Annotated in this window: 20 protein-coding genes; 12 read left to right on the forward strand and 8 right to left on the reverse strand. The window is 66.0% G+C overall.

Annotated elements, in window-relative coordinates; genetic code table 11:
- The 9 genes from P4826_RS14165 (at nt 1) to P4826_RS14205 (ending at nt 7,137) form a co-directional block, all read left to right on the forward strand.
- Nucleotides 1-693 (forward strand): glutathione S-transferase N-terminal domain-containing protein, encoded by a 693-nt coding sequence (locus P4826_RS14165; protein WP_317701024.1) that lies wholly within the window; start codon nt 1-3, stop codon nt 691-693.
- A gap of 33 nt (nt 694-726) precedes the next feature.
- Nucleotides 727-2,061 carry a dicarboxylate/amino acid:cation symporter gene (locus P4826_RS14170; protein WP_317701025.1) on the forward strand — a complete coding sequence of 445 codons (1,335 nt, stop codon included), beginning with the start codon at nt 727-729 and terminating at the stop codon, nt 2,059-2,061.
- Nucleotides 2,058-2,990 (forward strand): amino acid ABC transporter substrate-binding protein, encoded by a 933-nt coding sequence (locus tag P4826_RS14175; RefSeq protein WP_317701026.1) that lies wholly within the window; start codon nt 2,058-2,060, stop codon nt 2,988-2,990. Before P4826_RS14170 ends, P4826_RS14175 begins: the two co-directional genes overlap by 4 nt.
- Before the next feature lie 7 nt (nt 2,991-2,997).
- Nucleotides 2,998-3,717 carry a tRNA-uridine aminocarboxypropyltransferase gene (locus P4826_RS14180; protein ID WP_317701027.1) on the forward strand — a complete coding sequence of 240 codons (720 nt, stop codon included), beginning with the start codon at nt 2,998-3,000 and terminating at the stop codon, nt 3,715-3,717.
- A gap of 50 nt (nt 3,718-3,767) precedes the next feature.
- A complete protein-coding gene (locus P4826_RS14185) occupies nt 3,768-4,325 on the forward strand; it encodes a DUF1439 domain-containing protein (protein WP_425605269.1) in 558 nt (185 codons plus the stop codon).
- Between the two features lie 222 nt (nt 4,326-4,547).
- Complete coding sequence (locus P4826_RS14190) at nt 4,548-5,549, forward strand: SDR family oxidoreductase (protein WP_317701029.1); 1,002 nt, start codon at nt 4,548-4,550, stop codon at nt 5,547-5,549.
- 122 nt (nt 5,550-5,671) lie between these two features.
- Complete coding sequence (locus P4826_RS14195) at nt 5,672-6,193, forward strand: GyrI-like domain-containing protein (RefSeq protein WP_317701030.1); 522 nt, start codon at nt 5,672-5,674, stop codon at nt 6,191-6,193.
- 121 nt (nt 6,194-6,314) lie between these two features.
- Nucleotides 6,315-6,608, forward strand: coding sequence for an antibiotic biosynthesis monooxygenase family protein (locus P4826_RS14200; protein WP_317701031.1), 294 nt, complete (start codon nt 6,315-6,317; stop codon nt 6,606-6,608).
- 55 nt (nt 6,609-6,663) lie between these two features.
- Nucleotides 6,664-7,137: an FKBP-type peptidyl-prolyl cis-trans isomerase gene (locus tag P4826_RS14205; protein ID WP_317701032.1), complete on the forward strand. Its 474-nt coding sequence runs from the start codon at nt 6,664-6,666 to the stop codon at nt 7,135-7,137.
- A gap of 61 nt (nt 7,138-7,198) precedes the next feature.
- Here the strand turns inward: P4826_RS14205 and P4826_RS14210 are convergent, their stop codons facing one another.
- A complete protein-coding gene (locus P4826_RS14210) occupies nt 7,199-8,080 on the reverse strand; it encodes a gamma-glutamyl-gamma-aminobutyrate hydrolase family protein (RefSeq protein WP_317701033.1) in 882 nt (293 codons plus the stop codon).
- Nucleotides 8,081-8,282: 202 nt separating this feature from the next.
- Between P4826_RS14210 and P4826_RS14215 the strand changes: the two genes are divergently transcribed.
- Nucleotides 8,283-8,627: an HPF/RaiA family ribosome-associated protein gene (locus P4826_RS14215; protein WP_317701034.1), complete on the forward strand. Its 345-nt coding sequence runs from the start codon at nt 8,283-8,285 to the stop codon at nt 8,625-8,627.
- 260 nt (nt 8,628-8,887) lie between these two features.
- On the opposite strand, the gene P4826_RS14220 is transcribed toward P4826_RS14215, so the two are convergent.
- The 7 genes from P4826_RS14220 to tkt all read right to left on the reverse strand — a co-directional run bounded on the left by P4826_RS14220 (nt 8,888) and on the right by tkt (nt 19,302).
- Entirely contained in the window at nt 8,888-10,960 is a 2,073-nt protein-coding gene (locus tag P4826_RS14220; RefSeq protein ID WP_317701035.1) for a putative bifunctional diguanylate cyclase/phosphodiesterase, read from the reverse strand.
- On the reverse strand, nt 10,957-12,339 hold the full coding sequence (locus P4826_RS14225; RefSeq protein ID WP_317701036.1) for a sensor histidine kinase: 1,383 nt from the start codon (nt 12,337-12,339) through the stop codon (nt 10,957-10,959). Before P4826_RS14225 ends, P4826_RS14220 begins: the two co-directional genes overlap by 4 nt.
- 75 nt (nt 12,340-12,414) lie before the next feature.
- Nucleotides 12,415-14,040 carry a methyl-accepting chemotaxis protein gene (locus P4826_RS14230; protein WP_317701037.1) on the reverse strand — a complete coding sequence of 542 codons (1,626 nt, stop codon included), beginning with the start codon at nt 14,038-14,040 and terminating at the stop codon, nt 12,415-12,417.
- 218 nt (nt 14,041-14,258) lie between these two features.
- Entirely contained in the window at nt 14,259-15,260 is a 1,002-nt protein-coding gene (gene gap / locus P4826_RS14235) for a type I glyceraldehyde-3-phosphate dehydrogenase (RefSeq protein WP_317701038.1), read from the reverse strand.
- The gene (locus P4826_RS14240) at nt 15,257-16,048 is read right to left on the reverse strand and encodes a PmeII family type II restriction endonuclease (RefSeq protein ID WP_317701039.1); all 792 of its coding nucleotides are present in this window, start codon (nt 16,046-16,048) and stop codon (nt 15,257-15,259) included. The genes gap and P4826_RS14240 overlap by 4 nt, the downstream gene beginning before the upstream one ends.
- Nucleotides 16,045-17,244 (reverse strand): DNA cytosine methyltransferase, encoded by a 1,200-nt coding sequence (locus tag P4826_RS14245; RefSeq protein ID WP_317701040.1) that lies wholly within the window; start codon nt 17,242-17,244, stop codon nt 16,045-16,047. The genes P4826_RS14240 and P4826_RS14245 overlap by 4 nt, the downstream gene beginning before the upstream one ends.
- 21 nt (nt 17,245-17,265) lie before the next feature.
- Entirely contained in the window at nt 17,266-19,302 is a 2,037-nt protein-coding gene (gene tkt, locus P4826_RS14250) for a transketolase (RefSeq protein ID WP_317701041.1), read from the reverse strand.
- A gap of 262 nt (nt 19,303-19,564) precedes the next feature.
- Here tkt and P4826_RS14255 point away from each other — a divergent pair, with 262 nt between their 5' ends.
- Both P4826_RS14255 and P4826_RS14260 read left to right on the forward strand, forming a co-directional pair.
- Nucleotides 19,565-20,350, forward strand: coding sequence for a nucleotidyltransferase family protein (locus P4826_RS14255; RefSeq protein WP_317701042.1), 786 nt, complete (start codon nt 19,565-19,567; stop codon nt 20,348-20,350).
- Nucleotides 20,351-20,355: 5 nt separating this feature from the next.
- Complete coding sequence (locus P4826_RS14260) at nt 20,356-21,270, forward strand: LysR family transcriptional regulator (protein ID WP_317701043.1); 915 nt, start codon at nt 20,356-20,358, stop codon at nt 21,268-21,270.
- Nucleotides 21,271-21,288: the final 18 nt, after the last annotated feature.

Consider the following 21,288-nt stretch of genomic DNA (forward strand, 5'->3'; position numbering starts at 1 on the left):
ATGGCTCTCACCCACCCGATCACCGCCAAGTGGCCCGCCCAGCACCCCGACCGGCTGCAGCTGTATTCGCTGCCCACGCCCAACGGCGTGAAGGTGTCGATCGCGCTGGAGGAGATGCAGCTGCCGTACGAGGCGCACCTGGTGAGCTTCGAGAGGAACGAGCAGTTCGCGCCGGAGTTCCTCGCACTGAACCCGAACAACAAGATCCCGGCCATTCTCGATCCCCATGGTCCGGGCGGCCAGCCGCTGGCGCTGTTCGAGTCCGGCGCCATCCTCATCTACCTGGCCGAGAAGACCGGCCAGTTGCTGCCCCGGGACGCGGCCGCGCGCTACGAGACGCTGCAGTGGCTGATGTGGCAGATGGGCGGCGTGGGGCCAATGTTTGGCCAGCTGGGGTTCTTCCACAAGTTTGCCGGCAAGGACTGGGAGGACAAGCGCCCGCGCGAGCGCTACGCGGCCGAGTCGCGCCGCCTGCTGGGCGTGCTGGAGCAGCGCCTGGCGGCCAGCGAATGGATCATGGGCGGCGACTACACCATTGCCGACATAGCGGTCTTTCCGTGGGTGCGCAACCTGGTGGGTTTTTACAATGCCGGCCTTTTGGTCGGCTGGGCCGACTTTCCCCAGGTGCAGCGGGCGCTCGATGCCTTCGTCGCGCGCCCTGCCGTGCAGCGCGGGTTGCAGATTCCCGCCTAAGAACAACATCCCCGCATCCCGGAAGGACTCCACATGACCGCCAGCGCACCGCAAAAAAGAGGCATCCCGCCTGCCTATTTGATTCTTGTCGCCATGTTGGTAGGCATAGGCGTGGGCTACTTTGTCTTCGTCAATTTCCCCGACAAGCAGGCCGCCAAGGAGGTGGCGGGCTACATCTCCATCATGTCCGACGTGTTCCTGCGCCTGATCAAGATGCTGATCGGCCCGCTGGTGTTCTCCACGCTGGTGGTGGGCATTGCGCATATGGGCGACGCGGCCTCGGTGGGGCGGGTGTTCATGAAGGCCATGCTGTGGTTCGTCACGGCGTCGCTGGTCTCGCTGGTGCTGGGCCTGGTGCTGGCGAACTGGCTGCAGCCCGGTCACAACCTGGGCCTGCCGCTGCCCGACGTGGGCGCGGCCACCAACCTGGCCACGGCCAAGTTCACGCTCAAGGAGTTCGTCAACCACCTGGTTCCCAAGTCCTTCGCCGAGGCCATGGCGAACAACGAGATCCTGCAGATCGTGGTGTTCTCGATGTTCTTCGGCGTGGCCCTGGCGGCCCTGGGCGAGAAGGGCAAAACCCTGGTGCTGGTGGTCGAGGAGCTGGCCCATGTGATGCTGAAGATCACCGGCTATGTGATGAAGCTCGCGCCGCTGGCCGTGCTCTCGGCCATGGCAGCCACGGTGGCGGTGAATGGCCTGGGCATCCTGCTCAAGTTCGCCGTGTTCATGGGTGATTTCTATCTGGGCCTGTTCATCCTCTGGGCACTGCTCATCCTGGCGGGCTTTACCTTCCTGGGGCCGCGCATCTTCAGGCTCATGGTGCTGATCAAGGAGGCCTTCATGCTGTCCTTTGCCACGGCCAGCTCCGAGGCCGCCTACCCCAAGATCCTGGACGCGCTGGACCGCTTTGGCGTCAAGCGCAAGATCTCCAGCTTCGTCATGCCCATGGGCTACTCGTTCAACCTGGACGGCTCCATGATGTACTGCACGTTTGCCACGCTGTTCATCGCCCAGGCGTACGACATCCACCTGTCGCTGGCCACGCAGATCACCATGCTGATGATCCTGATGCTTACCTCCAAGGGTATGGCCGGCGTGCCGCGCGCCTCGCTGGTGGTGATCGCCGCCACGCTGAACCAGTTCGACATTCCCGAGGCCGGCCTGCTGCTCATCCTGGGCGTGGACACCTTCCTCGACATGGGCCGCTCGGCCACCAACGCGGTCGGCAACTCGATTGCCAGCGCCGTCGTCGCCAAGTGGGAGGGGCAGCTGTTGACCACCGACGAAGCCGCCCAGCACGAGCAGCGCATGGACGAGGAGGCGGCCGCGCGCGCCCATCCCATTCCCGGGCCGGATCTGGCATGACCGCGCTGCGCCATCTTCTCTGCGCTGCGCCCCTGCTGGCGGCCCTGGCCGTGCAGGCCCAGGACGCGGACAGCACACCCAGCAACCCCGGGCCGCAGGCGCTCACCGGCACCCTGGCCCAGGTGCATGCCAGCGGCAGCATTGCGCTGGCCTACCGGGGCAGCTCGGTGCCGTTTTCCTACCTGGGCGCGCAGGGTGGTCAGCCCATCGGCTACTCGATCGAGCTGTGCAAGGCGCTGGTGCGCGCCGTCGAGGTGGCGGTGCAGCGGCCCCTGGAGATTCGCTGGGTGAGCGTGACCTCGGCCACGCGCATGCAGGCCATTGTTTCGGGCCAGGCCGATCTGGAATGCGGCTCCACCACCAGCAACCTGGAGCGGCAGAAGACCGTCGCCTTCTCGCCCACCATCTTTGTCGCCGGCACGCGGCTGCTGGTGCGCAAGGGCGAGGGCATACGCGACTGGCGCGACCTGGCGCATAAAAAGGTGGCGGTGACGGCCGGCACCACCAACGAACAGGTGATGCGCAATCTGTCGCAGCGCCTGAAGGTGCCCATGACGCTGCTGGTCGCGCCCGATCACGCCCAGGCCTTTGCCGAGGTGGACAGTGGCGCCGCCGACGCCTTTGCCACCGACGACGTGCTGCTCTACGGCCTGGTGGCGCAAACCCCTGGTGCGGCCAAGCGCCTGGCCGTGGTGGGCGAGCTGTTGTCCTACGAGCCCTATGCCGTCATGTTCCGCAAGGCCGACCCGCAACTGGCCAAGCTGGTGACCGACAGCATGCGCGCGCTGGCACGCGACGGCGAGATCGACCGCCAGTACCGCCGCTGGTTCCTGCAAAAGCTGCCCGGCAGTCAGCAGCGCCTGGGCCTGCCGATGAGCGCGCAGTTTGAGGCCATCATCCAGAGCCTGGCCGCCGCCCAGGTCGAATAAGCCCTTCATGAGCCACGCCGTCTCCGAGCTGCGCGCCGCCCGCCTGGCGCGCAGCGCCAAGCCCTTTCTGGCACGCGGTGGCTCGCGCCGCCCGCATTGCCCGGCCTGCCGCCTGGTCACCAGCCACTGCCAATGCGCACTGCGCCCGCAGGTGCACACGCATGCCGGCATCTGCTTGCTGATGCACGACACCGAGCCGCTCAAGCCCAGCAATACCGGCTGGCTGATCGCCGATCTGGTGGTCGACACTCATGCTTTTGGCTGGGCGCGCACCGAGGTCGATCCGGCCCTGCTGGCGCTGCTGGCCGACCCGCAATGGCAGCCCTATGTGGTGTTCCCTGGCGAGTACGCGCCGCCCGAGCGCGTGCTGCAGACCCTGCACGAGGCCGCCGGGGCAGGCCCGCGTCCGCTGTTCGTGCTGCTGGACGCCACCTGGCCGGAGGCGCGCAAGATGTTCCGCAAGAGCCCCTATCTGGAGCGCCTGCCGGTGCTCAGCCTGGAGGGCGATGTCTCGCGCTACCGGCTGCGCCGCTCGCGGCGCGGCGAACATTTGTGTACCGCCGAGGTGGCCGCCCTGTGCCTGGACAAGGCCGGCGATGCGCAGGCCGGTGCGCTGCTGCAGGCCTGGCTTGATGTCTACAGCGAGCGCTACCTGCTGGCCAAGAACCAGCGCCCGGTCGATCCGGACAGTGCGGCCCACCGGCAGCTGGCCGCCGCCCAGGCTTGACGCAACTGCTTGCCTGGCGCGCCATGCGCCTGGCCACAATACGCACCACCATGCACCGCAGACAGATCCTTGCCCAGCTGGGCGCCGCCTCCCTGGCCCTGCTGACCGGCTGCGCCCGCGCGGCGCCCGGCTACACCATCAGCCAGCGGCAGCTGCAACAGGCCCTGGCCGAGCGCTTTCCGCGCAGCTACCCGCTGGCCGGCCTGCTGGATCTGCAGCTGCAGGCGCCGCGCCTGACCCTGCTGCCCGAGCGCAACCAGCTCAACGCCGTGATGGACCTGGCCGCCACCGGCCCGCTGCTGGCGCGCCGCTATACGGGCGTTTTCGACGTGGACTTCGGTCTGCGCTACGAGGCTCAGGATCGCAGCATCCGCGCGCACCGGCTGCAGGTGAACGCGCTGCAGCTGGAGGGCCTGAAACCCCAGGCCGCCGCGCTGCTGCAGCGCTATGCCCAGCAGCTGGCAGACCAGTCGCTGCATGGCGTGGTGCTGCACCAGCTGCAGGACAAGGATTTGGCGCCCATTGACGCGCTGGGCCTGCAGCCCGAGAGCATCAACGTCACGCCGCGTGGTCTGCTGGTGCGCTTTGGGCCCAAGCCATTGTCTTGATCGCTTCTGTTTTAATAGCTGTTTGCGCTTGATGGATAAGCGTCAGAGCCGGTTTTACTCCCTCTCCCTCCGGGAGAGGGTGGGGGTGAGGGCTCACGGCCCAGTCTGAGGCATGTGCCTGAACAGGGTTGTTTGCTTTGACAGGCACGGGCCATGTCCTACGCCGGTGCGTCCGGCCTGCGGCTACAAAGAAGGGGTTTGCAACCGTCCATGCCGCACACCATGACCCAGACCCCGCCCGCCGCACCGTCCCGCCTGAGCGCGGCCCCGCCCGAGCCGGTGGTGGTGATCACCGGCGCCTCCAGCGGCATAGGCCATGCCACGGCGCTGGCGTTTGCGCGCCGCGGTGCACGCGTGGTGCTGGCGGCGCGCAATGCCGACACCCTGGCCCCCGTGGCCATGGCCTGCCGCGCCGCCGGCGGTCAGGCCCTGGGCATGCCCACCGACGTGACCGACCCCGCCGCCGTGCTGGCCCTGGCCGACAGGGCCGTGCGCCATTTCGGGCGCATCGACATCTGGGTCAACGCCGTCGGCGTTGGGGCCGTGGGGCGCTTTGACGGCGTGCCGCTGGCCGCACACAGGCGCGTCATCGAAGCCAACCTGCTCGGCCATGTGCATGGCGCGCATGCGGCGCTGGCGCGCTTTCGCGCCCAGGGGCGCGGCCTGCTGGTCAACGTCATCTCGCTCGGCGGCTGGCTGCCCACGCCCTATGCCGCGGCCTATGCGGCCAGCAAGTTCGGCCTGCGCGGCCTGTCCGAGAGCCTGCGCGCCGAGGTCGCCGACCTGCCGCTGGTGCATGTCTGCGCCGTGGCGCCCACGGTGGTGGACACGCCCGGCCTGTCGCATGGCGCCAACTACACCGGCCGGCGCCTGGCCGCGCCCCTGCCCATGGTCGATCCGCACGCGGTGGCCCAGGCCATCGTGGAGCTGGCCGACAACCCCGAGCCGCGCGCCGTCACCTGGCTGGGCCTGGGCGCGCGGCCGGCGCGCCTGGCGCATGCGCTGGCACCCCAGGGCACGGCGCGCGCGCTGCGCTGGCTCGGCGACCTGGGGCTGCGTCGTGCGGCGCCTGCAGCGCTCTCCGAGGGCAACCTGTTTCGCCCCTCGCTGCACACCGCCATCGACGGCGGCCACCGCCGGCGCCTGCAGGGCTCCGCCGGGCTGGTGGCGCTGCTGGGCGTGGCGGGCCTGGCCCTGGGCTGGTGGCTGGGGCGCCGGCGCTGAGGTTGCCGTTACAAGCGTCCGGCGTCTTCCTACAGACATCGCCCTGGTCTCGTCATAGCATCCAAGAAGGCCCGGGGGGCCGCTGCTCCCCCGGTTCAACACCGCGTGCGCAGGAGGCGATCATGATCGAGACACCACAGATCATCGACACCGGCCCCGCGCGCGCCGCAGCCTTGATTCGCGTCCACTGCCCGCGTGAAGAGTTGCTGTGCACCATGGGACGCGGGGTGCGTGAGCTGCTGGATCGCATCCGCGCCCAGGGCGCCCAACCCATAGGCCCGTTGTTCACCCACCATCTGCGCCGGCCCACCGACAGCTTTGACAGCGAGGTGGGTGTGCTCGTAAGCCGGCCCGTGGGCCGCATCGGCCATGTCTATCCAGGCCAATGGCCGGCCATGCAGATGGTGCGCACCCTGTACCGTGGCCGCTACGAAAACCTGCCGCAGGCCTGGACCGATCTGCGCGCCTGGATTGCCGGCCAGGGCCTGGCCACCACCGGCGAGCTGTGGGAGTGCTACATCACCGGCCCCGAGATCGGCTCGGACCCCAGTGCCTGGCGCACCGAGCTCTACCTGCCCCTGTGTGATGGGTCTGGCGATGCTGCAAAAAATATAGCTTCTGACGATTGCTGTGAGTGTGCTTGAGGCCTGTTTTGCAGGATGCCAATTGCCTGGTGCGCTGGCTGCCTGAGGCCTTGCGCCATACTCGGGCGCAACCCTGGGCCGCGGCCGCCATGGCCGCCGCCCTTTTTTTCAGGAGCCGAAGATGATTGTCGAAGTTGCAGACTTCCGTGTGGATCCCAAGAACCACGAGGCCTTTGGCCAAGCGCTCACGCACGGCGTGCAGAGCGTGCTGTCCAAGGCGCAGGGCTATCAGGCGCACAGCATCCTGGCCGGCATCGAGTCGCCCGGGCGCTACCTGCTCACCGTGCACTGGAACACGCTGGAAGACCACACCCAGGGCTTTCGCGAGTCGCCGGCCTTTGCCGAGTGGCGTGCCATCATCGGCCCCTTCTTTGCCCAGCCGCCGCAGGTGGAGCATTTCACGCTGCTGCCCTGAGCGTCATCGACAATTGCCGCCCCTGCGGCGCCGCCGCCATCACACCCCACCCGCCATGCACATCACCAAAGACACCGCCGTCACCCTGAGCTACCGCGTCACCGATCCCGCCACCGGCAAGCCGCTGGATACAGGCCATCTGGCCTACCTGCACGGGGGTTACGAGAACATCTTCCCCAAGGTCGAGGCCGCCCTCGAGGGCCAGGCCGTGGGCCATGCGGCCAACGTGGATCTGGCCATGGAGGACGCCTTTGGCGCGCGCGACGAGAGCCTGGTGCGCACCATCCCCAAGAGCGAATTTCCGCCCGGCGTGAAGGTCGGCGGCCAGCTGCAAGGGGCGGGCGCCGACGGCCAACCGCAGGTCTTCAATGTCGTCAAGATCAAGGGCCCCGAGGTGCACCTGGACGGCAATCACCCGCTGGCCGGCCGCGCCCTGCGCTTTGCCTGCAAGGTCACCGAGGTGCGCGCCGCCAGCGCCGAGGAGATTGCCCACCGCCATGTGCATGGCGGCCATGGCCATCACCACTGATCATTTATTGATAGCTGCTGGCGCTTTACAGATAAGCGTTAGCGCCGTATTTCATTGCGCATCAATGGCGCCGCAGCAGCGCGCGGCGCAGCAGGCGCTCGGCGCGGTCGCGGATCTGCAACGGGCCGCGGCCGGGCCGCGGACGCGCGCGGGCCTGGCTGCAGGCGGCCAGAAAGTCGCGCAGCAGCGGCATGTCGTCCAGGGTCACGCCCTCGCGTGAGCGGAACTCCGGGTGCCACTGCGTGGCCGCGATGTAGCCGCGTCCGTTGCCGCCCTGGCGGCGTATGGCCTCGGGCAGGCCGTCGGGGTGGCTCCAGGCCTCGATGTCAAAACCCGGCGCCAGCCGCTTGATACCCTGGTGGTGGATGCTGTTGACGGTGACGCGCCGGCGCCCCGGGTACAGCCGCGCCAGCTGCGTGTGGGGCACGATGTCCACCTCGTGCACATGCTGGTCGTAGGTGATGGCGTTGCGGTGCTGCAGGGCGCCGGGGTGCTGGGTCTCAATGTCCTGGTACAGCGTGCCGCCAAAGGCCACGTTGATCAGCTGCAGCCCGCGGCACACGCCAAAAATGGGCTTGCCGGCCTGGCTGAAGGCCTCGACCACCGCCAGGTCATACAGGTCGCGCACGCGGTCACCCAGCCAGGCGTCCTTGAGCGGCTCCTCGCCATAGCTGCCGGGCCAGACATCCGAGCCGCCGTGCATGACCACGCCATCGAGCCATTCGGCGTAATGCTTGAGCGTGACATCGCCGCGCGCCGTCTCGCCCGTGGGGCAGGGCACCATTACCACCAGTGCGCCGGCCGACATGATCCAGTGCGCAATCGACTGCTCCACGTACTGCAGGGTCTTGTTGGTGAACAGCGATCGATCGGGGTCGGCATGCGAGAAGCAGGCCGACAGGCCAATCTTCAAGCGGCTGGCGGAATGGGACAGGAGCGACATGCAACAGTTGTAGCATTGACATCCGGAAACGTCTGTAGGCGCAGGCTGCGGTACTGCCAACAGCAGGGGGAATGTGGCGCCCGGGCCACTGTCCATGCGGCCACCCGCCTGTGGATGGGATTCAAGCGCCAGCTTGCCGGCTCAGGCATGATGGATACCAAGGGTCCGGGTTCGGGCCTGGTTTCAACCAAGGAGGATAGACATGCAGATCCAAGTGCACACCAACGACAACATCCAGGGCGGTGAGTCGCTGATCCGTTGGGCCCAGGACGAGGCGGCAGCCAAGCTGGCGCGCTTTCGCGAACATGTGACGCGCGTGGAGCTGTTCCTGTCCGACGTGGACGCGGGCAAGTCCGGCGTGGACGACAAGCGCTGCGTGATCGAGGCCCGCCCCGCCGGCCGCCAGCCGGTGGCAGCCACCGCCGAGGCCGCCAAGGTGGCCGACGCCGTGGCCGCGGCACTGGACAAGCTGGTGCGCTCGCTGGGCGACGACATCACCCGCGCCAAGGATCGCCAGGGCCGCGAAAGCATTCGCACGGCGGAGTGATCTTCTATCAAAATAATAGCTGCCGGCGTTTGCTGAAAGAGCGTTAGAGCATTTTTTTGTTCAAGAAAGGGCTGCGCGCATGCAATGCGTTCGCAGCCCTTTGCGTTCTTATAGAACCGGCAACTAACGGTTGTGGACTGTCGTCATCCCGGCGAAAGCCGGGATCCAGCAGCTACGCTGGCTAAGGGCGTCCCTGGATCCCGGCTTTCGCAGGGATGACGGTCAACCCTTTGTTGCCGGGTCAATAGGCCTGCCGCGAGCTATGCCGGGTTGGTGCTGATGTATGCCTCGAATGCCGCCAACGGAAGCGGTTTGGCGAACAGATAGCCCTGCGCATGGTCGCAGCCCAGGGCCTTGAGCAGGTCGCGCTGGGCCGCGGTTTCCACCCCTTCGGCTATGGTCTGTATACCCAGCTTGTGCGCCATGGTGATGATGGCCTCGACGATGGCGTGGTCGTTGCCGCCGGCCTCCAGCCCGCGGATGAAAGAGGCGTCGATTTTCAGGTAATCGATGTCAAAGCGCTTCAGGTAGGCCAGCGAGGAAAAGCCGGTGCCAAAGTCGTCCAGCGCCACCTCCACCCCGTGCTGGACAAAGCCTGTGAGGCAGTCACGCACCAGCTGCGAGTTTTCCACCAGCGTGCCCTCGGTGATCTCCATGGTGATGGCGTTGCGCGGCAGGTTGCTGGCATCCATCAGGTGAGCCCAGTGGGCGGCGCTGAAGCCGGGGCGGGCGAGCTGTTTCGCTGATACGTTGACGTTGATGGGCAGCAGCCGTGCGTGGTGCGCGCGGATATGCGCCACGGACTGCACCGCCTGGCGCAGCACCCATTCGCCGATCTCATGGATCAGGCCCGACTCCTCGGCCAGCGGTATGAACTCCATGGGGCTGATCAGGCCGTGTTGCGGATGCTGCCAGCGCAGCAGCGCCTCGGCCTTGACCACCTGGCCGCTGCGCAGGTCGATGATGGGTTGGTAGTGCAGCAGCATTTGCCGCCCCTGCAGCGCCTGGCGCAGGTCGCGCAGCAGCATGGCGCGGCGCACGATCTGGGCCTGCATGGCCGGGTTGAAGTGGGCGAAACGGTTACGCCCCCCGGCCTTGGCGGTGTACATGGCCTGGTCGGCGAACTTGATCAGCTCGTCCAGGCTGTGGGTGTCGCGCGGGTACACGGAAATACCGATGCTGGCCTGGGTGTGCAGCTGGGCGCCGCCCACATGCAGTGGCGCCGCCAGTTCGGTGTTGATGCGTGTGGCCAGCTGCGCAATGGCCGTGGTCTCGGCCATGCCGGGCAGGATGATGGCGAACTCGTCACCGCCCAGGCGCGCCACCAGGTCGCCCTGGCGCACGCAGGCCTCGATGCGCTGCGCCACCTGCCTGAGCAGCTCGTCGCCCCGGGCGTGGCCCAGGGTGTCGTTGACCTCCTTGAAGTTGTCCAGATCCAGCAGCAGCAGCGCCACGCTGCCCTGCAGGCCGGCGGCCTTGTGCATGGCGCCCTGCAGCTGTTCACGGAACATGGCGCGGTTGGGCAGGCCGGTCAGTTCGTCGAAATGCGCCTGGCGCCAGATCAGCGCGTCCTGGCGTTTTCTCTCGGTCACGTCCTTGAGCACCACGGTGGTGCCGATCTCGCGCTGCGTGGTGTCGGCTATCGGCGTGACGGTGACCTCGACATGCAGCTCCTGCCCGTGGCGGTTGTTCAGCAGGCAGGTGGTGCCGTCGGGCAGGTTCTTGTCGATGGTGATGCTTTGCCGGCCATGGGCGTCCAGCAGCGGCACGATGTCCGCCAATGGCTTGTCGAAACAGTCCCCGCCGGCGCAGCCCAGCAGTTCCTCGGCCGGCAGGTTCATGAAGCCCACGCGCCCCTGGGCGTTGGCCACCACCACGCAGTCGTTGATGCTCGCCAGGATGGAGGCATGCGTGATGTGGGACGAGCGCAGGCTTTCCTCCACCTGGTGGCGGTGCAGCGCAACGCGCAGCGCCATCGTCAGGTCGTTCTCGCGAAACGGCTTCACGATGTAGCCGAACTGCGCATTGATCTGCGCGCGCTGCAGGGTCTCCCGGTCGGAATGCGCCGAGGCGAAGATCACCGGCGTCTGCAGGCTTTGGTAGATCTGCTCGGCCGCCTCTATGCCGCTCATGGCGCCTTTCAGGCGTATGTCCATCAGCACCAAGTCTGGTTGTAACTGCTGCGCCATGGCGATGGCTTGGGGCCCCGTGTCGGCAATGCCCAGCACTTGGTAGCCCAGGCGGGTGAGGCGGTCGGCGGTTTCCTCGGCAATCAGGGCCTCGTCCTCGACGATGAGCAGCCGATAGGGGGTGATGTCGGCACTGGGGCTCATGTACCGGACTCCTTGCGTGCGGGCAGAGGTAGTGTCAGCAACACTCTTGTGCCGGGCTGCGCCGACGTGAACTGCACCTGGCCATTGAGCTGCTTGACCAACGAGCGTATCAGGCGCTTGCCCAGCGAGTTGCCACTGGCCAGGTCAAAATCCGGCGGCAGGCCGCAGCCATCGTCGCTCACCTCCAGCTCGAAACGTCCAGGCTCTGTCCGGCGCAACGCCACCAGCAACCGGCCCGCGCGTCCGTCTTGTAGGCCATGCTTGAGGGCATTGGTGATCAGCTCGTTGAGGATCAGCCCGCAGGGCACGGCCATGTCTATGCTGAGCAAGATGGGCTCCAGCTCGGTGACGAGCTGTACCTGGCCGGTGCTCAGGCTGTAGTTGGTGAGGAGCTGGGCGCTCAGGCTGGTTACATATTCGGTAAAGTCCACCTCGGCCAGGTTGTGGCTGTACAAGGTCTCGTGTACCAGGGCCATTGAGCGCACCCGATCCTGGCTTTGGCGCAGTATGGTTTTCAGGTGCTCGTCGTCCAGGTTGTTGGACTGCAGCGAAAACAGGCTGGATATTACCGCCAGGTTGTTCTTTACCCGATGGTGTATCTCCTTGAGCAGGACTTCCTTTTCCTTGAGTGAGTCGAGTATCAGTTGCTCTGCGCGCTTGCGGCTGCTGATGTCGCGAATGGCGCTCACGACCAGCGTGCCGTTGCTGGTCTTCAAGGGGCTGAGGCTGATTTCGATGGGCATCTCCGAGCCGTCCTTGCGCAGGCCATAGAGCTGAAGTTCTTCCCCCATGGGCCGCACCCGCGGATTGGCATGGTAGCCACTTCGGTACTGGGGGTGGTGGGCGCGAAAGCGCTGCGGGATCAGCACCTCGATCGGCTGGCCCAGAAGCTCCTGCCGTGCAAAGCCAAACACGGTTTCGGTTTGCGAGTTGACCAACTCTATCCTGCCCTGTGCGTTGACTATGACCATGGCGTCCGGTGCCGACTCCAGCAGGTCGCGCATCAGCCTTTCGGTGTGCACGCGCTCGGTCACGTCGCGGACTACGCACAAGGTCATGGGGCCGATGTTGCCGCGCAGGGGGCTGAGCATGACGTCCACGGAAAATTCGCTGCCGTCCTTGCGCAGACCCGCCAACTGCAGTCCCTGGCCACCCATGGCGCGCGGGTGGGGGGACTCACCGTAGTGCTCACGGTGACCGATGTGCTGTCGTCTGCGGTGCTTGGGAACCAGGGCTTCGATCATTTGCTGATCAAGCTCGCCTGATGCATAGCCAAACAAGGTGCAGGCCTGGGCGTTGGCTTGCACGATGAGCCCCTGTGGATCGACCACCAGGAGCCCGTCGGGCGATGAGTCGAATGCCTGCTGGTAGTACTCCATATGTGCTTCCTCTCCCCTTGAGGCAGCCGCGATATCGGGCTGCGGTACTGGTTTGGCAATGGATCCTTTCGGACACTACGCCTGCAAGGCCAGGCTTGCCTGCGCCTTGTGCCGGCGCCGCAGGGCCACGGCGTCGGGGGCATCGGCCGCGCTCGCGCCTTTGAGGCGGAATACCTGCACGGTCTGGCTCGTGGCCTCCGCCAGGTTGCGCAGCGACTGCGCCGCAGCCGCCATCTGCTCCACCATGGCGGCGTTCTGCTGGGTAATGCCATCGAGCTGCGCCACGGCCTGGTTCACCTGCGAGATTCCGCCGACCTGTTCACCTGCCGCATGGCTGATTTCATCGACCAGGGCATTCACCTGGCGCACCGCGGTCACCACCTCGGCCATGGTGCGGCGCGCCACCTCGGTGGTGTCATGGCCGGCCTGCACCGTACGCGCGGAGTCCTCCGTGAGTTGCTTGATCTCCCTGGCCGATTGGGCGCTGCGCTGCGCCAGGGCGCGCACCTCGGCGGCCACCACGGCAAAGCCGCGCCCATGCTCGCCAGCGCGCGCAGCCTCCACGGCGGCATTGAGGGCCAGGATATTGGTCTGGAAGGCGATGGAGTCGATGACCTGGGTGATGTCGCCAATGCGCCGCGACGCGTCCTGAATAGCACGCATGGTTTGGCCTACCTCGTCGACGGCCTGGTTGCTGCGCTCGGCGATGTTGCGGGTTTGTGCCGTCAGCTGGCTCGCCTGGTGGGCCGAATCCGCCGTGTGCTGCACCGTGCCGGTGATCTGCTCCATGGCGGCCGCGGTCTGCTCCAGGTTCGCGGCCTGGGCCTCGGTGCGCTGCGACAGGTTGTGGTTGCCCTGGGCAATCTCGGTGGTGCCGAGCACCATGGAGCTGCTCTGATCGCGCGCATCGCGCACGATGGAGCACAGGTTCACGCTGAGCTGGTTCAGCGCCTGCTGCAGTTCCCCGAGTTCGTCACTGCGGTTGCACTCCATGGTCTGCGCCAGGTCGCCGGCGGCCAGTCGGTTGGCCGTCGCGATCAGTGCTGTCAGGGGACGGGCGACCAGGCCTACCTTGAGATTCCAGGCGAACAGAATCACCAGTGCCAGCAGGCCCAGGCCCAGGGCCGGGCTCAGGAAATGCCCCAACAGGTAGCCCATGCCGATGTTGGCGAACGAGGCCAACAGGAGCTTGGCTGACAGTCCCAGGCGCAGCATTTCGTGCACCCTGCCCCCCAGCGTGCGCCGAATGGGTCGTCCGCTGGACAGCTGGTGCATGCACCGGCCGCTCTCCTTTTCCGTGCGCATGGTCGCGTAGAGCCGTTCGGCGGCGGCAATCTGCTCGCGCGTGGCCTCGGTGCGTACCGACATGTAGCCAATGGGCCGACCGTTTTCCAGCAGCGGCGTCGCATTCGCCATCACCCAGTAATAGTCGCCGTTCTTGCGCCGGTTCTTCACCGGGGCCGACCAGGGCCGGCCGGCGGCAATCGTCTGCCACATGTCGCGATAGGCCTCCTCGGGCATGTCAGGGTGGCGCACGATGTTGTGCGGCTGGCCCAGAAGCTCCTCGCGCGAGTAACCACTGACCTCGATGAACATCGGGTTGCAGTAGAGGATGCGCCCCTTGGTGTCGGTGGTCGAAACCAGGGTATGGCCGCTGGGGAAGGGGTATTCCTGGCCGGAAACGGGCAGGTTGATGCGCATGGGTGGACCTCACAAGGGCACGGGATGGCGGGATGGTCGAGGGCACTGGGTGGGAACCCGGTGCGGTGGCGTTTGCTAACTCAAGTCAAGGCAGGTGATTTTGTCGCATTCGAGATTTATGTAAATATTTGTTGCGATTTTGTGGTGGGGGGGTTACCCTGATTGACATGAAAAAACGCGCCCGAGGGCGCGTTCTTGGATGGGGTTGTAGTGGTGGCTTACTTGCCGGCCATCACGCGCACCATCTCCAGGCACTTGTTGGAGTAGCCCCATTCGTTGTCGTACCAGGCCACGACCTTGACGAAGGTCTTGTCCAGGGCGATGCCGGCGTCGGCGTCGAACACCGAGGTGTGGGTCTCGCCGACGAAGTCGGTGGCGACTACCTTGTCCTCGGTATAGGCCAGCACGCCCTTGAGCGCGCCCTGCGACTGGGCCTTCATCTCGGCCTTGATCTCGTCGTAGCTGGCTTCCTTTTCCAGCTCCACCGTCAGGTCCACCACCGACACGTCGGAGGTGGGCACACGGAAGCTCATGCCGGTCAGCTTCTTGTTCAGCGCCGGGATCACCACGCCCACGGCCTTGGCGGCGCCGGTGCTGCTGGGGATGATGTTCTCCAGAATGCCGCGGCCGCCGCGCCAGTCCTTGTTGCTGGGGCCGTCCACGGTCTTTTGCGTGGCGGTGGCGGCGTGCACGGTGGTCATCAGGCCGCGCTTGATGCCCCACTTGTCATGCAGCACCTTGGCCACGGGGGCCAGGCAGTTGGTGGTGCAGCTGGCGTTGCTGATGATGGCCTGGCCGTCGTAGGTCTTGTGGTTCACGCCATAGACGAACATCGGCGTGTCGTCCTTGGAGGGGGCGGACATCAGCACCTTTTTGGCGCCGGCGGCGATGTGCTTCTCGGCGCTGGCCTTGTCCAGGAACAGGCCGGTGGACTCGATCACGATGTCGGCGCCGACCTCGTTCCACTTCAGATTCGCGGGGTCGCGCTCCTGCGTCAGGCGAACCTTCTTGCCGTTGATGATGAGGGTGTTGCCGTCCACCGCGACTTCGCCCTTGAAACGGCCATGCACGCTGTCGTACTTGAGCATGTAGGCCAGGTAGTCGGGCTCCAGCAGGTCGTTGATGGCAACGACTTCGATGTCGGAGAAGTTCTGCAGCGCCGAGCGCAGCACGTTGCGGCCGATGCGGCCGAAGCCGTTGATGCCAATCTTGATGGTCATGAGGAAGCTCCTTTGGAAGTAACAGAAACTTTGGTACGAGTACGCCGTGGGGCCGTAGCGCAGCTATTGAAGGCCACAACAGCATCCCAGTTGATGTGCCCGGAGGGGGCAACAAAATCGATCATGAATGCGCGTAACAACGCGTCTTGTTTGGTGGCAAGGGCTTGCTTGAATATGGCTGAATGCTCGCTTGCCCAGGTTTCCATGCTGCGTGAGATGCGTAGATAGAAATCAGGCTCTCCAGTCAGTAGTTCCCAGAATCTTTGGCCGGCCAGTCGTTCAACCGGATTCGCTATTTTGGGCGCTGCCTTGCGTCCGTAGCCATAGCCAATGATGGGACGGAACATCTTGCCGAGCTTTTTCAAGCGGGCCTGCAGTTGCAGAAACTCAGCGGATTGCCCTTTTTCGCTTTGGGAGTTGAAGATGTTGGTGCCCGATTTGACCGCAATCGCCAGATATTCGCGCGCAGTCTCAATGGCGAAGTCTTGGCCAGCCCCGGCACCTACGCTCACATTGGCACCGCCAGCATGGGCCTGCTGCGCCGAAAAGAATGCGAGTGGTTCGAAAAAGTCGTTGCCGAATATGGTCTCGTCGGAGCTTGAGATGCGCGCCAGTAGCGATTGCTCGATGAACTCCACCGGACGCGAAACACCCAGAGCACGATAAAGATAGGGATTTTTTTTCAGCAGATCGCTGAGCGTCAATGCATCCAAAGCAGACAGGCGCTTGCTGTACAGGGTGAGCAGCAATGCGCCAATTTTCTCGTTCAGAACCGCCTCGGGAATCACTCTTCATTCTCCTGGGACTGCCATGCCCCGGTCACGCGCTTGTGAACTGATGTGCCGCGCATGCGCTTGACGCGCACGGTGGCGGTTTGCGTGGCGGTGGCCACCAAGGCTTGCCCTATCGCCCGGCCGAGGGGAACCGGAACGGCGTTGCCAATCTGGCGATAGCAATCACTAAGGGCACCCTCAAAGTGCCAGTCATCCGGAAAGCCCTGTATGCGTGCGTACTCGCGTACCGATAGGGGACGCAGCGCCGTAGGGTGGCCCAGCAAGGTGGCCTTTTGCACCGGGCTCGTGACCAGGGTAGGCGCAGGCTCGCTGCGCGAAAGTCGCCTGTAGAACCCTACCTTGCCGCCTCCCGATGCGTAGGCGCCGCCCATGGCTTTGGGGCGAATTTCTTCTGGCAGAGTTTTCCAGTTTCCGCCCTCGGGCACCAAGGTCAGATATTGCCCGATGGTGGTGGAGAACTTGGCGCAGGGGCCTGGGTCATCCAGTCCCTGCAGGGCTTCGCCCAGGGTGTGCCAACGCAAATCCGGATTTTGGTGCTGAGGGAAATGCGAGGGTATGGGTAGGAAAATATCTTCGCCATCACGACTGCCGATGATGACCAGGCGCTCGCGGAACTGCGGCGTCCCGTAGTGCACGGCGTCGAGCACGCCATGTACGGTGCGGTAGCCCAGCTCGGCAAACAATTGAAGAATATGGTCGAGGACGGCCGGTGATGCCTTGTCGTCGGGTTGCTGGCGCATGGATGCCAAGCCCTTGACGTTCTCCATGACGAAAAACCGGGGCTTGAGCTGGCGCACGACCTGTACGAAATCTTCGTACAGCTGGCCGCGGTGGTCTTGTACGCCCATGCGTTTGCCGGCCGTTGAAAAAGGCTGGCAGGGCGGGCCGCCGACGACGGCAAAAATTTCCCGACCACGCATCCCGCAGGTATCGAGCAAACCGTGTAGCTGTGGATCCTCGGCCAGCAACTGGCGTAGATCGCCTTGTACCGCCGTGTGGCCGTTGCGGCGTATGGTTTGTACGCACCACGGGTCAATGTCTTGTGCCACCACGGTACGCAGGCCCGCCTGTTCCAGTCCCATGTCCAAGCCCATGGCGCCGCTGAACAGTGAAACCACGGGATAGGGATGCGCGCGGTTGGCCTCGCACTGCAGCAAGCTGGCTTGGAACAAGGGCAGATCGTCGCGCACGCAAAAACCTTCAGGAAACGGTCAGCGCTTGCGCTGCAGCGCGGCGCGCACGGTGTCGGCCACGTTCTCGGCGGTGAAGCCGAAATGCTTGAACAGCACGCCCGCCGGGGCCGATTCGCCGTAGCAGTCGATGCCGACCACGGCGGCGCAGCCGTATTTCCACCAGCCGTCGGTCACGCCCATTTCAACGGCGATGCGCGGCAGGCCCGCGGGCAGCACCAGCTTTTTGTACTTGACGTCCTCGCGGTCGAAGGTGGTGGTGCTGGGCATGGAGACCACGCGCACGGCGATCTTTTTCTCGGCCAGCAGCTTTTGCGCGGACAGGGCCAGTTGCACCTCGGAGCCGGTGGCGATGATCACCGCCTGGGCCTTTTTCTTCAGGCCCACATCCTTGGGCTCGCTCAGGATGTAGGCGCCGCGCGAGATGTCGCCCAGATCCTTCTTGGGCGCGTAGGCCAGGTTCTGGCGGCTCAGCAAGAGCGCGGTGGGCTTGTCGCGGTTGGACAGGGCCACGCTCCAGGCGACGGCGGTTTCGGTGGTGTCGGCCGGGCGCCAGACGTCCAGGCCGGGGATCAGGCGCAGGCTGGCGGCATGCTCGATCGACTGGTGCGTCGGGCCGTCCTCGCCCAGGCCGATGGAGTCGTGCGTGAACACATGGATCACGCGTTGCTTCATCAGCGCCGCCATGCGAATGGCGTTGCGGCTGTAGTCGCTGAAGGTCAGGAAGGTGCCGCCGTAGGGGATGAAGCCGCCGTGCAGCGCCACGCCGTTCATGATGGCGGCCATGCCGAACTCGCGCACGCCGTAGTTGATGTGGCGGCCACCCACGCCTTCCTCGGTCTTGACCACGGCGCCCGCGGCGTCAAAGCGCAGATTGGGCGTGCTCTTGGTGTTGGTGAGGTTGGAGCCGGTCAGGTCGGCGCTGCCGCCCAGCAACTCGGGCAGCTGCGCGGTGAAGGCCTCCAGCGCCAGCTGGCTGGCCTTGCGGCTGGCCACGGTCTGGCCTGCCGTATGCGCGGCGACCACGGTATCGACGGCCACCTGGGCGAAATGCTTGGGCAGGTCGCCGGCCATGCGGCGCACAAACTCGGCGGACAGCTCGGGGTGGGCGGCCTGGTAGGCGGCAAAGCGCTCGTTCCATTCGGCCTCGCGCGCAGCGCCGGCGGCCTTGGCGTCCCAGTCGGCGTAGACCTCGGCCGGAATCTCGAACGGGCCATGCTCCCAGCCCAGCGCGGCGCGGGTGAGGGCGATCTCGTCCGCGCCCAGCGGCTCGCCGTGGGCCTTGGCGGTGTTGGCGCGGTTCGGGCTGCCCTTGCCGATATGGGTCTTGCAGATGATCAGCGTGGGGCGCTGCGTTTCCAGCTTGGCCTGGGCGATGGCCTGGGCCACCTTGTCCGGGTTGTGGCCGTCGATGGGGCCGATCACGTTCCACTGATAGGCGTTGAAGCGCTGCGAGACATCGTCCACGAACCAGGGGGCGATCTGGCCGTCGATGCTGATGCCGTTGTCGTCGTACAGCGCGATCAGCTTGTTGAGTTTCCAGGCGCCGGCCAGCGCGCAGGCCTCGTGGCTGATGCCCTCCATCAGGCAGCCGTCGCCCAGGAAGGCGTAGGTGTGGTGGTCCACCACGGCGTGGCCGTCGCGGTTGAATTCGTTTGCCAGCAGCTTCTCGGCCAGCGCCATGCCCACGGCATTGGCGATGCCCTGGCCCAGCGGGCCGGTGGTGGTCTCGACGCCGGGGGTGATGCCCACCTCGGGGTGGCCGGCGGTCTTGCTGTGCAGCTGGCGGAAGTTCTTCAGCTCCTGCAGCGGCAGGTCGTAGCCGGTCAGATGCAAGAGGGCGTAGATCAGCATCGAACCGTGGCCGTTGGAGAGCACGAAACGGTCGCGGTTCGCCCAATGCGGGTTGACGGGGTTGTGCGAGAGGTGCTGGCCCCATAGCGCCACGGCCATGTCGGCCATGCCCATGGGGGCGCCGGGGTGGCCCGAGTTGGCTTGTTGAACGGCGTCCATTGCGAGTGCGCGGATTGCATTCGCCATTTGTTGTGCGTTGGCCATGTAAGGCGGCTCCACTGAAGAAGGGGTTAGGAGGCTGTGGGACTTGGAAATCGCCGGCTGCAAATCGACCGCAGCGGCCCATTTTTCACCGTCTTCTTGCCCAATAGCTGGGCTATTGGGCTGCAAATCCGGCAAAAACTGTGCTCGCTGGGGCCGATTTTCGCTTTCGGCGCTCCAAGTCCGACAGCCTCCTACGGAAAAACCCGCTATTTTACCGGCGCGACTTATGGCGCACTGACATGGGGGCGCTGGCGGTAGGGCGATGCACTACAGTGCGGCCATGCACATACAGCCACCCGCCCTGCTCCTGGCCGCCGGCCGTGGCGAGCGCATGCGCCCGCTGACCGACCACACCCCCAAGCCGCTGCTGGCGGTACAGGGGCTGCCGCTGCTGCAGTGGCATCTGCAGGCGCTGGCCCAGGCCGGCGTGGCGCGCGCGGTCATCAACACCGCCTGGCTGGGCGAGCAGATCAGTGACAGATTTTCAAGCTTTTTTGTGCCGAAAGGCGCACTGGATAAGCGCAAGCAGCTATCAATTTCATACTCTCACGAGGGCCTGGACTTTGGCTGCGCGCTGGAGACGGCCGGCGGCATAGCGCGCGCCCTGCCGCGCCTGGGCCCCATCTTCTGGCTGGCCGCGGGCGATGTGTTTGCGCCCGACTTCCGTTTTGCCGCCGCCGCCGCCAAGCGCTTTGCCGCCGGCGATGCACTGGCCCATCTGTGGCTGGTGAAGAACCCCGAGCACAACCCGCGCGGCGACTTCGGCCTGTCGGCGGACGGACTGGCCCTGAACCTGCCCGCCGATCACCCCGGGCCGCGCCATACCTACAGCACCATTGCCCTGCTGCGCGCCGAGCTGTTCGCCGCGCCCTGGTGCGACATCCCCGCCGGCAACCCCGCCGGCCTGGCCGCGCCGCTGGCGCCGCTCTTGCGCCGCGCCATGGATGCCGGGCGCGTCACGGCGGAGCTGTACACCGGGCGCTGGACCGACGTGGGCACGCCCGAGCGCCTGGCGACGCTGAACGCCGAGACGCCCACGCCCGGGTAGCCGCCATGCGCTACGAGCTCTCGGATCTGCGCCTGTTCCTGGAGATCGCCCAGGCGCGCAGCCTGACGGCCGGCGCCGCCGCCGTGTTCATCACGCCCTCGGCCGCCAGCTACCGGCTGAAGAACCTGGAGCAGGCGCTGGGCACGGCACTGTTCGAGCGCACGCCGCGCGGCATGGACCCTACCCCCGCGGGCGAGGCCATGCTGGCCCATGTGCGCGAGCTGTTCGAGGGCATTGAGCGCATGCAGGGCGACGTGAGCCGCTTCGTCTCGGGCGTGAAGGGCCAGGTGCGGCTGGCCGCCAACAGCAGCTCGCTCAATGGCTTCGTCACGCCGACCCTGGGGCGCTTCCTGGTGGCCTACCCCGGGATAGACGTGGAGATAGAGGAGCGCCAGAGCGAGGCCATCCCCGCGGCAGTGCTGGCGCGCGAGGCCGATGTCGGCATCTTCGCCGGCCCCTCGGATGTGCAGGGCCTGGTCACCCATGCCTACGCCGTGGATCGCCTGGTCATCGCCGCGCCGTCTGGCCATGTGCTGGCCGCGCACCAGCGCATACGCCTGGGCGCGGCGCTGGACTTCGACTTTGTCTGCATGGCGCGCGCCAGCAGCAACTACCTGTTCCTGCGCGATAGCGCGCAAAGGCTGGGCAAGATCGTGCGCGCGCGCCTGCATGGCCACAGCTTCGACGCCGTGCTGGCGCTGGTGGCCGCGGGCGTGGGTATCGCGATGGTGCCCAGCAGCGTGCTGGGTGGGCGCTGGCAGGCGAACCCACTGGCCATCATCGAGCTGGATGAGCTCTGGGCCCTGCGGCGCCTGAGCCTGGTGGTGCGCAAGGATGCGCGCCTGCCGGGCTTCATCACGGAGTTCGTGAGCTTCCTGCTCGATGACCCGCAGGTGGCGGTGACGCGCGCATCCGGCTGATCTACTGCCGATTTCGAA

The sequence above is a fragment of the Diaphorobacter limosus genome (assembly GCF_033100095.1).
Classification (GTDB): domain Bacteria; phylum Pseudomonadota; class Gammaproteobacteria; order Burkholderiales; family Burkholderiaceae_C; genus Alicycliphilus; species Alicycliphilus limosus.

Coding starts and splice junctions, on each gene's coding strand:
- P4826_RS14195 (WP_317701030.1), top strand. CDS start 5,672: ATGATCGAGACACCACAGATCATCGACACCGGCCCCGCGCGCGCCGCA.
- P4826_RS14175 (WP_317701026.1), top strand. CDS start 2,058: ATGACCGCGCTGCGCCATCTTCTCTGCGCTGCGCCCCTGCTGGCGGCC.
- P4826_RS14170 (WP_317701025.1), top strand. CDS start 727: ATGACCGCCAGCGCACCGCAAAAAAGAGGCATCCCGCCTGCCTATTTG.
- P4826_RS14225 (WP_317701036.1), bottom strand. CDS start 12,339: ATGGAGTACTACCAGCAGGCATTCGACTCATCGCCCGACGGGCTCCTG.
- gap (WP_317701038.1), bottom strand. CDS start 15,260: ATGACCATCAAGATTGGCATCAACGGCTTCGGCCGCATCGGCCGCAAC.
- tkt (WP_317701041.1), bottom strand. CDS start 19,302: ATGGCCAACGCACAACAAATGGCGAATGCAATCCGCGCACTCGCAATG.
- P4826_RS14255 (WP_317701042.1), top strand. CDS start 19,565: ATGCACTACAGTGCGGCCATGCACATACAGCCACCCGCCCTGCTCCTG.
- P4826_RS14230 (WP_317701037.1), bottom strand. CDS start 14,040: ATGCGCATCAACCTGCCCGTTTCCGGCCAGGAATACCCCTTCCCCAGC.
- P4826_RS14210 (WP_317701033.1), bottom strand. CDS start 8,080: ATGTCGCTCCTGTCCCATTCCGCCAGCCGCTTGAAGATTGGCCTGTCG.
- P4826_RS14185 (WP_425605269.1), top strand. CDS start 3,768: ATGCACCGCAGACAGATCCTTGCCCAGCTGGGCGCCGCCTCCCTGGCC.
- P4826_RS14180 (WP_317701027.1), top strand. CDS start 2,998: ATGAGCCACGCCGTCTCCGAGCTGCGCGCCGCCCGCCTGGCGCGCAGC.
- P4826_RS14205 (WP_317701032.1), top strand. CDS start 6,664: ATGCACATCACCAAAGACACCGCCGTCACCCTGAGCTACCGCGTCACC.
- P4826_RS14215 (WP_317701034.1), top strand. CDS start 8,283: ATGCAGATCCAAGTGCACACCAACGACAACATCCAGGGCGGTGAGTCG.
- P4826_RS14220 (WP_317701035.1), bottom strand. CDS start 10,960: ATGAGCCCCAGTGCCGACATCACCCCCTATCGGCTGCTCATCGTCGAG.
- P4826_RS14200 (WP_317701031.1), top strand. CDS start 6,315: ATGATTGTCGAAGTTGCAGACTTCCGTGTGGATCCCAAGAACCACGAG.
- P4826_RS14190 (WP_317701029.1), top strand. CDS start 4,548: ATGACCCAGACCCCGCCCGCCGCACCGTCCCGCCTGAGCGCGGCCCCG.
- P4826_RS14165 (WP_317701024.1), top strand. CDS start 1: ATGGCTCTCACCCACCCGATCACCGCCAAGTGGCCCGCCCAGCACCCC.
- P4826_RS14260 (WP_317701043.1), top strand. CDS start 20,356: ATGCGCTACGAGCTCTCGGATCTGCGCCTGTTCCTGGAGATCGCCCAG.